We start from the raw sequence: 13,676 nt of genomic DNA on the forward strand, positions 1-13,676 counted from the left end.
TATCTTCCTTCTTGGTCAGGGATCAAAGGCATTCATGGGTATGCTAAATTTGCAAAAGAAGAAGCACCTACTGCATCACCGCTCGGAGATCCAGAGAATGGCGTGATTGCCGAACGTGTGCGCTCCAATCGTAAGTTTTGGGAATCCACCGCAGAAAAAGATCATTGGAAGAAAGCGCAAAAACTTAGATTGGATTTTTTAGAATCCAAACTTGGCAAACACCAAAGTTATTGGTCCGCTGATGGTGGAAAGTATCCTTCTCTTGGGATCGCTTCGTTTTTACCGAAAGAATTTCCTGGAATCAAAATCTTTTCTACCATTGGGATGAGTGTTCAAAACCAACCGTCCATTGAACTCTACCACAAAGATTATGAAAACTTTTCTCGTCTTGAACTTGTCTTCGCGATCCAACAGATGAAGGATGCAGAAGATAAATCAGAAACATGGATCCAACATGTGCTTGGTGAGATGGTAAAGTTTCCTTGGAACACAGGAATTTGGTTTGGTCATTCGCATACGATTCAAAATCCAAGAAAAGACCCCGACCAACTCTATCTAGACTTCAACTGGTTCGTTCTACGTAACGTCACAGAGGAAATAGAGCAGGGTTCTACTGAATCTCTACCGAAACTTCATGGACTCATCACAGAGAACGGGAAACGCGCTAATTTTCTCTTCTTAACACCAATCGCCACCGAAGAACGAATTTGTTTTATGCGAGAAGGATCATTTAAGTTTTGGGAAACATGGAAGAAGGAAGGATACAGTTTTTTTCACGACAGTGAACGAAGAATGTTGGAATTCTAGATTTAAATTTCAAAAAAATCCGATTCAAACTCTAAAATCTGTCCGTTACTCTATATGATATGGCAGAGACGTATACAAAGTACTTCAATTTAGAGTTTGAACCCTTTTCCTTAGAACGAATTTGCGAAGAGAGACAAGATTCCACTGGATTTTTCCTCTCTACCGTATTCCAGAAGCGGTTTTCGGAAGAAGTAAACCTCAAACGCCACGAAGATCAGAAACTTTGGATCCAAACGAAAAATCTTCGTTACGTTGTTTTGGATGGAGTTCAAAAAATTTCTGATGAAAACGGAAGGTTGGAACCTACCAATATCCTCTACTTACTCGTATTTTTTGATTTTAACACCATCACTGAGTATGGTTTCGAAGATGTATGCAATGTACTGATGAAACGATACGATCTCCCTTCTCTCATCCTCAAAATGCCAGAAACAGACCATTTAGAAATTTGGAGTAAGGATCATTCTCGTAAGAGTTATAAAAATGTGATCCATCCTAACATTGAATCGCTGATGAAAGCCCTCTTTGATTCGATCAATAAAAAGGATCATTTTCAATTTATTGGTATGGAAAAAGCCAATTCTGATAAAAAATCGGGGTTTTTGATGAGTCGGAGGGGTTTTACAAGGGCAATTGCCTAAATTTTTATAGGGCAAAGGCCCTATAAATGAAAAAACCCGCAGGTCTTGCGGGTTCACACAAATCTTACTTCGATCACTCGAAGGAAGAATTAAGGCTAAGCTTATTTCTTAGCTTTTTTCTTTGCAGCTTTTTTCTTAGCGGCTTTCTTTTTTGCGGCTTTCTTTTTAGCAACCATTGTGATCGTCCTTATCTTTTGATTTCAAAACACGGCTGTCCTTGGCAAACAGAGAGTGAATTGATACGACATAATTAAATCAGATCATTTTTAATGTAAAGAAATTTTATTTTTTGCATGAATTTTTATTCAAAATAAAAAAACAGACTAATACTCATTCTACGGAACATTGATAACGATCTTACCAATTGTTTGTCCCGATTGAAATGTACGGAGTGCATCGTGTATCTTTTCGAACGCAAATTCATGTCCGATGGTTTGTTTTGGTAATGATAACATCATTAAATCGGAAAAATGTTTTCGTAATTCATCAATTTCATTCCACAACCATATTAAATTGAATCCCATCACCGATTTATTGTCTGAAATCATGGATAATGGATCAATTTTTGGTCTAGAGAGGTAAGAATATGCAATCGAAAGCCAATTTCGGAATGAATGTGATGGTGTGAAGTTCGCACTACCATAAGTAACAAGCCTTCCCATTGGTGCCATGAGATCATAACTGTCATGAAAATAACGACCACCTAAACATTCTAAAACGATTTTTAACGGATGTTCTGATAAAATTTTCTGCATCTCTTGTTTAAAAAGAGGAGAGCGAATGAGAAAATAATCATAACCAACCTCTTTTAAGATCGAAAACTTACGAGAATCACCTACAAGTCCGATGGTAATTGCTTTTTTTTTCTTCGCGATATGTCCTGCCATGATGCCAACACCACCAGCAGCACTATGAATGAGAACATGATCTCCTTCTTTCACTTGTCCGAGTGGAACGAGAGCATAGTATGCAGTGAGTGCTTGTACAACAAAAGCAGCACCATCTTGCATCGACCAACCCTTAGGAAGAGGGAATACTGTTTTTTCTGAAATGTTAAGATGTGTAGCGTATGCTCCAAACCGAGTGACACCAAACACTGAGTCTCCGACCTCAAAATCCTTAACATTTGGGCCTATTTTTGCGATTTTTCCCGCAAATTCCAATCCAGGAATGAAACTTCCCTTCGGAGTTGCTGAGTACAAACCATAAATCGAAAATACATCCGCGAAGTTAAGACCAATGGCTTTCACTTCAATGGTCACTTCATCTCCTTCCGGTGGGCTTAAAAGTTCTGATTTCCGTTGGAGTTGATCGATAGATCCAGTTTTTTCGATGCGGTAGACTTCTCTTAACATAATGACTTAAAAAAAATTCTATTCCATAACGATGAAACCATTTTTCCATGGTTCCAGAGTCTGATCGAGAGAAAGCTGTGGAACTAAAACAAACCCCTTTACATACAATTCATAAAGAAATGGGAGCCAAGATGGTTCCTTTCGGCGGATGGGACATGCCTGTTCAATATACTGGTATCATACAAGAACATTTGGCCACACGAACGACTGCGGGACTCTTTGATGTTTCGCATATGGGCGAAATTTTTGTGACGGGAAAAGAAGATGAGGTTCTCAGTTTTTTAGAATCGGTCACTTGCAACACCATTAACTCGATGAAAGCAGGCCAAGTGCAGTACAATGCTGTGGTCAATGAAGATGGTGGCCTTGTTGACGACATCACAGTCTATAAATTTAGCGATACCAAATATATGATCTGTTCCAATGCTTCCAATTATCCTGCTGTTACGAAACATTTAGAAAAATATAAAAAGGGGAACGTCACTGTTGTTGATGATAGCAAAAACTGGCATCAAATTGCATTACAAGGACCCAAAGCTGATGAAATTTTTTCCAAATACCTCGGAAAGGACCTAAGTTCGATCCTTTATTATCATTTTGAAGAAATGAATTGGAAAGGAGAAACCATCATCGTATCTCGCACTGGTTATACGGGAGAAGATGGATTTGAAATTTATACATCTAACACACTGGGTGTCACACTCTGGAAAGAATTATTAGAAATAGGAAAAGACTTTGGTCTGACGCCAGTGGGCCTTGGAGCTCGGGACACACTCCGACTCGAAGCCAAGTATCCACTCTATGGTCATGAATTGAATGCGGAATGGACACCGGTAGAATCCGGAATCAACTTTATCGTCAAAGAAAAACCGTCCCCCTACTTGGGATACGAACGCATCATCGCTGACAAAAAGAATGGGCCAAAACGTAAAATTGTGGGAATCCGCCTCATGGAACCTGGGGTTTTGCGGGAAAATTTCCCCATTTTTTCTGCCGATGGGAAAGAAATTGGCAAATCCACCTCAGGAACCCACTCCCCCAGCCGCAAAGAATCCCTAGGACTTGCCATTCTCGAAACTGAATTCACTAAAAACCAAACGGAAGTATTTGTGGAGATTCGTGGACAAAAGAAATTGGCAAAAGTAGAGACTGGTGCCTTCATCCAAGGCAGTGTCCGAAACAATCGCTAAACGAGAGTCACAAAAAGAGGAAAAACCATGGCAGATACACAAGCAAGAGACGGTTATTATTATACAGAAAAACATGAATGGGTGAAGGTCGAGGGCGATGTGGCTCTCATCGGAATCACTGACTTTGCACAAAATGCCCTTGGTGATATTGTCTTTATCGACTTACCAAAACCGGGTAAACAAATCAAAACCAAAGATAGTCTGGGAACGATTGAATCGGTAAAAGCGGCAGAGGATTTATATTCTCCTATTTCCGGCGAAGTGGTGGAAACAAACGGAAACCTTGCTTCCAACCCGGCAGCAGTGAATGCAGAACCTTTTGATACCTGGATGGTAAAATTAAAAAACATCCAAACTTCCGAACTCGGAAGCCTTCTCACCGCAGCGCAGTATAAAGAATACGTATCCAAACTGGATTAATAGGAGTTTTTCTAAAGTGAGTTCTGTAAAACCTACATCACCTCTCCATTCCCCTTACGAAGAAACATTGGAACCAAGCGATACTTTTCTTCGCCGCCATGTTGGTGTAACAGAGGAAAGTGTTAATGCAATGCTTTCCACCATTGGTTACAAGGAATTGGATGACCTCATCAATGATGCGGTTCCCGAAAACATTCGTTTGCGAAAGGAACTAAGTCTCCCCAATCCAATTGGTGAGTATGCTTTACAAAGAGAACTGAAGAAAATCGTATCTAAAAATAAAATCTACAGATCCTACTTGGGACTTGGATATTACTCTTGTATCACACCTGCCGTGATCCAAAGAAATATTTTAGAAAACCCAGGTTGGTATACTGCCTACACTCCTTACCAAGCAGAGATTGCACAAGGTCGTATGGAAGCCCTCATCAACTTCCAAACAATGATCACTGATCTTACAGGAATGGAAATTGCTAACGCTTCCTTACTGGATGAAGGAACCGCTGCTGCCGAAGCGATGAATATGCTCTTCTCTCTCAAAGAGGACACACAAGGAAAATCATTCTTTGTATCACAATCGGTTCATCCTCAAACATTAGATGTAATTCGCACACGTGCCATTCCTCTTGGAATCAATATCGTTGTAGGATCTTTTAAAAAGATGGTTCCTTCCAATGATTTTTTTGGAGCGATTGTACAATACCCATCTACTGATGGAACCATTTATGACTTCAGTGAATTCATTGAAAGTTTACACAAAGTAGGTGCCAAAACTGTAGTCGCTGCTGATCTTTTAGCGCTTACCATTTTAAAAGCACCGGGCGAAATGAATGCCGACGTGGTTGTGGGAAGTACACAACGATTTGGATTGCCACTTGGATTTGGTGGACCTCATGCCGGATACTTCGCAACCAAAGAAGAATACAAAAGGAATATGCCTGGTCGTCTCATTGGAGTTTCCAAAGATTCACAAGGAAAACCAGGTTATCGCCTAAGCCTACAAACACGAGAACAACACATTCGTCGTGACAAAGCTACATCTAACATCTGCACAGCGCAAGTTCTACTTGCTGTTTTATCTTCTATGTATGCTGTGTATCACGGACCCAAAGGTTTAAAACAAATTGCCTCACGTGTCCACCGAATGACAACCATCCTTGCAACTGGACTCGAAAAACTCGGATACAAAATCATTTCTAATCCCTACTTTGATACCATTCGTGTAGAATTGTCTAAAATTTCTTCTGCAGAGATCATTCATTATGCGGAAGAAAGAGAAATCAATATCAGACAAGTTTCTGGTCATGTGATTAGCATCTCTTTAGATGAAACAACCAATCTAAAAGATATCAAAGACCTTCTAGAAATTTTTAATGAGAACAAAGCCCTTCATTTCCCACTAGAAGATCTCACTAAAAAAGAGGAATGGAAAATTCCTGAATTATTAGAAAGAAAGTCGCAGTATCTAACCCATCCTGTTTTCAATAGTTTCCATACAGAAACGGAAATGTTACGATACATTCGTAGACTAGAATCTAAAGATTTGTCACTCACTACTTCTATGATTGCCCTTGGGTCTTGTACAATGAAACTCAATGCATCAACAGAAATGTATCCTGTGACTTGGCCAGAACTTTCGAATATCCATCCCTTTGTTCCAGAAAATCAAACAGAAGGATACAGAACTCTTTTTAGCCAATTAGAAAAATGGCTTTGTGAAATCACAGGTTTTGCGGAAGTATCTCTCCAACCTAATGCTGGTTCGCAAGGAGAATATGCAGGTTTACTTGCCATTCGTAATTTCCACCAAAGCCGCAACGATATGCACAGAGACATCTGTCTCATTCCTATCTCGGCACATGGAACAAACCCTGCGTCCGCAGTGATGGCTGGATTCAAAGTGGTTCCGGTGAACTGTGATACCAATGGAAATATTGACGTAGCTGATCTTAAGAAAAAAGCAATCGAATACAAAGATAGTTTAGGTGCCCTTATGGTTACTTATCCATCCACTCATGGTGTGTTCGAAGCCTCCATCAAAGAAATTTGCCAAACCATTCATGATAACGGTGGTCAGGTGTATATGGATGGAGCCAATATGAATGCCCAAGTGGGACTCACAAGACCTGGTGATATTGGTGCCGATGTTTGCCATTTAAATTTACATAAAACTTTTTGTATCCCTCACGGTGGTGGTGGGCCAGGAGTTGGTCCGATTGGCGTTGCAGAACACCTAGCACCATTTCTTCCTGGACATAGTCTTGTAGAGAATGGATCGAATAACAGCCAGTGGGCGGTCTCTGCTGCTCCTTGGGGATCTGCATCAATCATTGTAATCTCTTGGGCCTACATTGCGATGCTTGGATTCGAAGGATTACAATTTGCAACAAAGGTTGCAATTCTCAATGCCAACTATATCGCAAAAAAATTAGAGTCTTCTTTTCCCGTACTGTATCGTGGAAATAAGGGACTTGTGGCCCATGAATGTATTTTAGATATGCGTGGTTTCAAAAAAGAGAGCGGTGTGGAAGTAGAAGACATCGCCAAACGTTTGATCGACTACGGATTTCACTCACCTACCATGTCATTCCCTGTTCCTGGAACATTAATGGTAGAACCTACTGAGTCAGAATCGAAAGAAGAACTTGATAGATTCATTGATTCTATGTTAGCCATTGCCGGAGAAATTAGTGATATTGAATCGGGTGTTCTTTCGAAAGAAGACAACCCTCTCAAAAATTCACCGCACACCGCAGATATGGTCATCAGTGATTCTTGGCAACATTCCTATCCAAGAGAACGCGCCGCCTACCCACTTCCTTGGTTACGCACTCGTAAATTCTGGCCAAGTGTTGGCCGAGTAGACAACGTATATGGTGACAGGAACTTGGTTTGTTCTTGTATTCCCATGGAAGACTACGCCGTTTAGGAAAACCCAAAGTATATGTTTTACGAAAAACATATTTTTGTCTGTGAAAACCAAAGGGCACCCGGCGAACGGGTGTCTTGCGGGAATCAAGGTTCTATCGAATTATTAAAACTCCTAAAACAAAAAGCAGCGAAAGCCGGAATCGAATATAAATTTAGAGTCCAAAAATCTGGCTGTTTAGACCGGTGTGAACTAGGTCCCATCCAAGTGTCTTATCCCGAAGGAAGATGGTTTGCGATGAGAACAGAAGCCGATGTGGAAACTATTTTAGAATTTTATCTCAAAACAAACCAACCAGAAAAATACCAACACCTAATCGTCGCAGACGATGCAGTAGCGGAAGAAAATTAAAAACACAAACGCAGTTTCTAAATTTTTTTTCCCCGATTCCCAACACCTAACATAATATAAATTAAAGATCTGAATTCCTTTGCGAAAGTATGAACTTTTCCAGAGAAATTTTTATCAAAAGGAAGATTGGCTCGCGGAAAACAGGGGAGTGTGATAAAAGGAATGCATTGGGTGGCGGGTCTAGTTCCCCACCCTCAAATCGGGCGGGGATACCAATATCCAATCCTGTACCACACACCACCCTCCAATTCCCCTTGACCGAAAACATCTTTCCCTATCCCTTTGCTCCACCTATGAAAAAAATATCCCGTATCCTCACCTTCACCTTTCTTTGCTTAGTGGGCATCCTTGTCGTGTTAGTCACTACTATTTACACATTAAGTTCAGCACGTATGAACAAAACTTACGAAGTCAAATCGGTTCCCATTCCAAAATTTTCTAAATCCATTGACATCGCTGAAGGGAAACGCCTCTACCAATCCAGGGGATGTGGGGATTGCCACGACGTGGATGGGAGTGGAAGAACTTTTATCGAAGATCCGGCCCTTGGGACACTTTCTGGAGTCAACCTAACATCGGGTAAAGGAGGAATTTTATCTGATAGAACTGATGAAGAACTAGCCATTGCCATCCGTCATGGTGTTGGTAAAGAAGGAAGGGCTTTGCTATTTATGCCGTCTACCGACTTCCAAGGAATGACCAATGAAGATGTTGGAAAACTAATCGCCTTCCTTCGCAGCTCACCTGCTGTAGACAAACCACAAGGAGAACTGAAAGCAGGTCCACTTGGTCGATTTTTATTTTTAATTGGCGAAATTCCTGTTTTTGTATCCGCAGAGAAAATCAATCACGAAGCAAATCACCTGACAAACATTACACCATCTGTATCCTTAGAATATGGTAAGTATGTTGCTTCCACTTGTACGGGTTGTCATGGATTTAGTTTGAAAGGTGGACCCATCCAAGGAGCTCCTCCCGAATGGCCACCGGCTCAAGATATTAGCAAAAGTGGTTTAACAAACTATACGGAATCAACTTTTATCCAAACCATCAGAACAGGAAAACGCCCCGATGGTTCAGAAATGAAATTCCCAATGCCTTGGCAAAGTTTAGGGCAATTGACAGACACCGAACTCAAAGCCCTTTGGATTTATCTTCAAACAATTTAATCCATCGATTCTAGTGTAAGTAAGATCCGTTTATTTCTCTTTGGTAAAACTCAGTTCTGTTCCATCACTAAAGTCTTTGATGGATTGGAACTGAGCCACTGAGTTTCCTTCCAATGATTTCGATAACTCAAACAAAAATCCGTTTGTCTTCAAAGTATGACTGCCTGGTGACCAAGTTCCATTAAATTGGCGAACCTCTTTTTCGTTTAACTTTAATTTTGCGGTAAACTCCTGACCTTTTCCTTGAATTTCAATCCCAACTAGTTGTGGGCCCGATTTTGGATTCCAATACATGGATGACCAAGTTCCCACAAAAGTAGTTGGCACTTCCTCTAAAGACATAGCTCGTTTTTTCACCTGAACTTTGGGTTCATTCCAAAATACCGAAACAAGATTAGAATCTTTTGATTCCGAACCAAATTCTGATTTGGAGCGAACAGAGTATAAAAACAAATCTCCTGAGTTCCCAGGAAAGGTTTCACTAAAGGTAGTTTTTTTAGAATCTACACCGGAAACAAATTCTAGTTTTCCTGATTTACCAGTTCCTTTCACCTGTTTGCGATAGATATAATATTCAAAACTATCTTTTACCGAATCCCATTTCAAAGTAATGAGTTTGTCTTTGCCTACAGGATTTGTGACCAATTGTTTTGGCGGAGATAAAGTTACACCACCAGCTCTTTTGGTAAGTCCTGGATCTGTTTTTCCAAATGCTACCTCACTTGGCTCCGCATAACCAAGATCATTTGCGGAAATGACAGTATATAAATATTGGTTTCCATTTTGAATGGATGGATCGGAATCTGTATAACTTGTTCCAGAAATTTCAAATTGGCCAGAAGGTTCTGCTCTTTCATCAAATCGGTATAAATAATATGTTTTTGCTCCAGGAGCCGCATCCCAATTTAAAATAATTTTATTTGCATAATCACCACTAGTGGCTGTTAAGTGACTCACTTGATTGGGTAATAAAGTTTGGTCTGCCACATCAATGGCCACAGATTCACTCCAATCTCCTGTCGGTTTTGATTGCACAAGTGCATTGACTCGGTAAAAATTGGATTCTCCTAGTTTGGGAGATGGATCAATGAAATTCGGCGTTTTACTGGTTCCAATATTTTTCCATTTGAGAGAGGAATCCGAACGCGCTATCGTATAACTCGAGGCTCCATCCAATGCCGACCAACTCAGCTCTACATTGGGAGTATTTCCATTCATATAAACCGTTCCCGTGAGACCGGCAACTTGACCAATATTCCCTGACTGTGGTTCGGCTGCAGTAAACCCCTCCACTTCCAAAGAAGCAACCGAAACTTCCTCTGCACCTACAGAAAGAATTCGATACACATATGTAGAGTTAGGAGATACATACAAATCAGTAAAACTCGGTTTATCCGCATATCCTAAATCATAGAAGTCAGCTTCTTCTTTTCTTTGGACTAAATAAGCAACTGCCAAATCTTGATGATTCCAAGTTAAAACAATCTTTGTATCAAATTCTCCTTTGGAAACTTTGATTTCGGTTGGCGGAACAACCTTTTTTTTGGTCGGTGGTGCGACCACCGTTGGTGTGTTTTGCGGAGCCGGTTCATCAATGATGGCATAAGTTTCTTGGCCAACTTTGGCAAGCATGGAATAAGAGACCCAACCAAATCCTTTATCACCCCAACTCGTTCCCCAAGAGTTTTGTAATTTAAAGGCACCCTTTTTTCCTGATTTAGATTTTTTATTATCATCGTAGCCAACAATTGTCATGGCATGACCACCATAACTTTGGCCGCTATTTTCATCATAAATAGCAGAACCTTTTACTTTATAAAAGGCATCATCAATGATCATTCCCGTTAGCACAACATTCTTCCCAGCTAATACTCGTTTAATTTCATCTGGGTTTTTGAAATTCAGCCTAGAGAAAGATTTGATTTTGTATTTAAGTGCTTCCTTTTTAGAACTTTGTGAAGGTTGGGAAAGATAGTCTTTATCAGAATATGGCATGCTACTCCAAGGAACTACACCATTGGATTTTAAAAATTCCATCGTTTTGTAATAATACAAACCTTGATCTACTCCTCCATTTTGTTGGTTATAGATAAAGGCTGGAGAAAAAACATTATTCCCTTTTCCACCAGCAAAAGGAGGATCGAATTCTGTAACCTGTCCTTTGTTTTTTAATAAATAGGATTTGATCGCATAACCACTGGCCCATGCCACACAACTATTTTGTCGGCCTTGGTTTCCCACTGGAGGCATAGAAGCAGATAAGTCGATGGAACTAGGTAACTCCTCAAAGGAATTAAAATCTCTTTTGAGAGGAATGCTATCTTGGATTTCTTTGGAACTCGGAATGTATCCACAAGAAAAAGTTCCGGGTTTACATCCGGGGGAACGAACACTGCTCGGATCAAATTCTTCTGCGAAAATTACATTCGCAAACAAAAGTGACATTCCAACGGATAGTCTGATTAGTTTTAAATTCATGGTTTCATCCTCTCTATAATTTGTATGATAGAATTTTTTTGTTTCCAACTTGGCTCTTTACGTTCTTCTAAACGATAGTAAAACCTCGATTTGGTGGACCCCAACTGAAAAGAAACAAAGTTATAACTGACTCCGGTCATTGTTTCTGTTGGTGGAGATTCAAAAGGCAAAGAGGATATCCCAACTTTTGAAAGTTTTTGCATCCAAGATTCATAAAGTTTCGCAGATACTTCTTTAGTTTCATTCAGGATTTGTTTATTCGCACGAGAGACTTTACGTGTGAGTAAAATTTTATTTTGTCCCGCAACCAGTCGGTATTGTTTTCCATACCGAAACTCAGGAGCCACAGCTCCCGAACTTTCTTCCCAAACAAGTTCCATTGGTTTCCAATTTCCTTTATGATTCTTTAGATTCCAAACCTGTGTTTGGACTTTTTTTGCTTCGAGTTGTGGGACTAGTAAAAGTCCTGGAAACAAAACAAAACAAACCGGAACAAGAAATTTTAAAAATGAAATCAAAGTGGATCGATCACATCTTGTTTCCAAAAGAAAACAAGACTTTTTTCAATGAAAATTTTAGTATTCGAACGAATGAGAAAAACTGGGATCCAAGGTTTTAACTACTTCCTATTTCTGCTTTTAACCATTTTTTTTCACCGATTGACTTTTTCATATTTTCAATCAGAGCCACAGTGATATTCGTATTGAGTTTCACCATATCGGGATCTTGTGCAAAAACAATCATCTCATCAATGAGGTAATCAATCAAATTCTCAATGGACTTTCTACCCGACGGATCAGTAGCCATTGCCACAGTTGCTTGTGAGATCGCGGAATAAATGGTAAGGCTAATTTGTTTCGTAAGATTGGCCTGCATCTCTTTAGGAAGAAGAGAAATGGGTTTCATATTCGCAGAAACACGTTCTGATACTTCTGTCACCAAATTTTGAATTAATGCCTGTAAGTTGGGGTTCTGGGCCGACTTCGCAATATTTTTGATCGCCACTTTTTTTAATTCATCTCTATTTTGATCAATGGCATTCACCAATTGATCAAGAGAATTCCCTGATTTCACTTCGTTTTGTGTTTCTGTCAGAATTTGAATCGTAACAATATCAGAAATTTCTTCTTTGATGATATTGGAATAATATCGTAATGTTCTACTGATCAAATCGTTTCCTAAAATACGAGTGAATTGATTGGTTTGTAACATCAGATAAATTTTATAGACACGCACCAAACGAAAGAAACGGAACGGAGCCAGTGGAATGAGTCCTAAAACATCATACCAATGGTAAATGGGATATAAAAACCAAGCAATGTAGGTTTTATTACGAATGGCAATCAGCCAACTAATGATAAATTCCGCCAAAAAGAAAAAGAGAAATGGTGCATCTAACAATAAATAGTTGTTTACAGGACTTCCATCCGAAGAAATCGCGCGGTAATAATTTAGCGCAAAATACTCTCTAAAGTGGGAATTAAAAAAATCAATTTTCCCTTCGAGAGATCGGTTCTGGTCTCGCCAAAACCAAGCAAAAGCGACCACTGTCGAAGGAATTCGGTCTCGATTTAGCACGGGATCCAATTCTTGTCTGAGTTTGATATCCCGGGCTTTGGTTTTATGAGTTTGGTATTCGTTTTTGATACCAGTTTGGATCTCAGATAAAAATTTGGTTTGTCCCGACATCGCAAAAGGATTCGATTCCACAATCTCTAACATCCGTTTGTCCATTTTTTGCAAAATGGATGTAATTTCTTTCGACTCGTTTGATTCCACACTCAGCCGATTGATAAAAGCATATTTTTCAGATAATTCACTGAGAGTTGTGATTTCATCTGTCTCTTCTAAAACACTAAAGAAATCATTCAGTTGGACTAAAGTATCTTCGACTTTTTTTCTACGAAGTTGGACATCCTCAATTTGAATTGCCTTTTCAAATTCAGCGTATAACAATTCAAATCTTTCATTGGAAGTTTGTGTTTTTAAAGAAGTAAGGATATTATAAATTTCTTCCCGTGTGACTTTTCTTTGGTTTTCTCTAAAACCATCATCTCGCAGTTGTGTGAGGTATTTTAAATCATCCACCAAATCAGTGTAAGCAGTTGTGGTTCGATGGGTCTCAATTCCAAGGATGGGTTTGTCATACAATTTTAAAATTTCGGGAAACTTATGAAAGTAAAAGGGACGTAGGCTTAAATAACTCAAATCAAAAATGATAAGGGCTAAGTTGCCAAGGACAACAAAGACCATGGTTATATCCCAAAGTAATGGAATTCCTAGTTTGTGTTTTTTGATCAAATCCCAAGAAATCATAGAATCACCAAGGGCAAGTT

General features: G+C 39.6%; 11 protein-coding genes. 7 read left to right on the top strand and 4 right to left on the bottom strand.

Going from position 1 to position 13,676, the window contains the following annotated elements:
• Both JWG41_RS13950 and JWG41_RS13955 read left to right on the top strand, forming a co-directional pair.
• A partial coding sequence (locus tag JWG41_RS13950; RefSeq protein WP_205270540.1) for a suppressor of fused domain protein occupies positions 1–807 on the top strand: 807 nt, incomplete at its 5' end.
• A gap of 59 nt (positions 808–866) precedes the next feature.
• Positions 867–1,448, top strand: a complete 582-nt coding sequence (locus tag JWG41_RS13955; RefSeq protein WP_205270541.1) for a hypothetical protein — start codon at positions 867–869, stop codon at positions 1,446–1,448.
• A 335-nt stretch (positions 1,449–1,783) separates the two neighbouring features.
• On the opposite strand, the gene JWG41_RS13960 is transcribed toward JWG41_RS13955, so the two are convergent.
• Positions 1,784–2,803, bottom strand: a complete 1,020-nt coding sequence (locus JWG41_RS13960; protein ID WP_205270542.1) for a synaptic vesicle VAT-1 family membrane protein — start codon at positions 2,801–2,803, stop codon at positions 1,784–1,786.
• Between the two features lie 47 nt (positions 2,804–2,850).
• Here JWG41_RS13960 and gcvT point away from each other — a divergent pair, with 47 nt between their 5' ends.
• The 5 genes from gcvT (at position 2,851) to JWG41_RS13985 (ending at position 8,862) form a co-directional block, all read left to right on the top strand.
• Entirely contained in the window at positions 2,851–3,993 is a 1,143-nt protein-coding gene (gene gcvT, locus JWG41_RS13965) for a glycine cleavage system aminomethyltransferase GcvT (RefSeq protein WP_205270543.1), read from the top strand.
• A 27-nt stretch (positions 3,994–4,020) separates the two neighbouring features.
• Positions 4,021–4,413: a glycine cleavage system protein GcvH gene (gcvH, locus tag JWG41_RS13970; protein WP_205270544.1), complete on the top strand. Its 393-nt coding sequence runs from the start codon at positions 4,021–4,023 to the stop codon at positions 4,411–4,413.
• A gap of 16 nt (positions 4,414–4,429) precedes the next feature.
• Positions 4,430–7,342: an aminomethyl-transferring glycine dehydrogenase gene (gene gcvP, locus JWG41_RS13975; protein ID WP_205270545.1), complete on the top strand. Its 2,913-nt coding sequence runs from the start codon at positions 4,430–4,432 to the stop codon at positions 7,340–7,342.
• Positions 7,343–7,357: 15 nt separating this feature from the next.
• On the top strand, positions 7,358–7,693 hold the full coding sequence (locus JWG41_RS13980; protein WP_205270546.1) for a (2Fe-2S) ferredoxin domain-containing protein: 336 nt from the start codon (positions 7,358–7,360) through the stop codon (positions 7,691–7,693).
• 392 nt (positions 7,694–8,085) lie between these two features.
• Positions 8,086–8,862: a c-type cytochrome gene (locus JWG41_RS13985; protein ID WP_205270649.1), complete on the top strand. Its 777-nt coding sequence runs from the start codon at positions 8,086–8,088 to the stop codon at positions 8,860–8,862.
• 30 nt (positions 8,863–8,892) lie between these two features.
• Here JWG41_RS13985 and JWG41_RS13990 read toward each other — a convergent pair whose 3' ends face one another.
• From JWG41_RS13990 to JWG41_RS14000, 3 genes are all read right to left on the bottom strand, one after another.
• Positions 8,893–11,340: a C1 family peptidase gene (locus tag JWG41_RS13990; protein ID WP_205270547.1), complete on the bottom strand. Its 2,448-nt coding sequence runs from the start codon at positions 11,338–11,340 to the stop codon at positions 8,893–8,895.
• Complete coding sequence (locus tag JWG41_RS13995; RefSeq protein ID WP_232374008.1) at positions 11,337–11,858, bottom strand: permease; 522 nt, start codon at positions 11,856–11,858, stop codon at positions 11,337–11,339. The genes JWG41_RS13990 and JWG41_RS13995 overlap by 4 nt, the downstream gene beginning before the upstream one ends.
• A 97-nt stretch (positions 11,859–11,955) precedes the next feature.
• Complete coding sequence (locus JWG41_RS14000) at positions 11,956–13,656, bottom strand: hypothetical protein (RefSeq protein ID WP_205270548.1); 1,701 nt, start codon at positions 13,654–13,656, stop codon at positions 11,956–11,958.
• Between the last annotated feature and the right edge of the window lie 20 nt (positions 13,657–13,676).

The organism is Leptospira chreensis, from assembly GCF_016919165.1.
Lineage (GTDB): Bacteria > Spirochaetota > Leptospiria > Leptospirales > Leptospiraceae > Leptospira_A > Leptospira_A chreensis.

Excerpts from the sequence above, each read along its gene's own strand:
- JWG41_RS13955 (WP_205270541.1), top strand. The coding sequence starts at position 867 with ATGGCAGAGACGTATACAAAGTACTTCAATTTAGAGTTTGAACCCTTT.
- JWG41_RS13960 (WP_205270542.1), bottom strand. The coding sequence starts at position 2,803 with ATGTTAAGAGAAGTCTACCGCATCGAAAAAACTGGATCTATCGATCAA.
- gcvT (WP_205270543.1), top strand. The coding sequence starts at position 2,851 with ATGGTTCCAGAGTCTGATCGAGAGAAAGCTGTGGAACTAAAACAAACC.
- gcvH (WP_205270544.1), top strand. The coding sequence starts at position 4,021 with ATGGCAGATACACAAGCAAGAGACGGTTATTATTATACAGAAAAACAT.
- JWG41_RS13980 (WP_205270546.1), top strand. The coding sequence starts at position 7,358 with ATGTTTTACGAAAAACATATTTTTGTCTGTGAAAACCAAAGGGCACCC.
- JWG41_RS13985 (WP_205270649.1), top strand. The coding sequence starts at position 8,086 with ATGAACAAAACTTACGAAGTCAAATCGGTTCCCATTCCAAAATTTTCT.
- JWG41_RS13990 (WP_205270547.1), bottom strand. The coding sequence starts at position 11,340 with ATGAATTTAAAACTAATCAGACTATCCGTTGGAATGTCACTTTTGTTT.
- JWG41_RS14000 (WP_205270548.1), bottom strand. The coding sequence starts at position 13,656 with ATGATTTCTTGGGATTTGATCAAAAAACACAAACTAGGAATTCCATTA.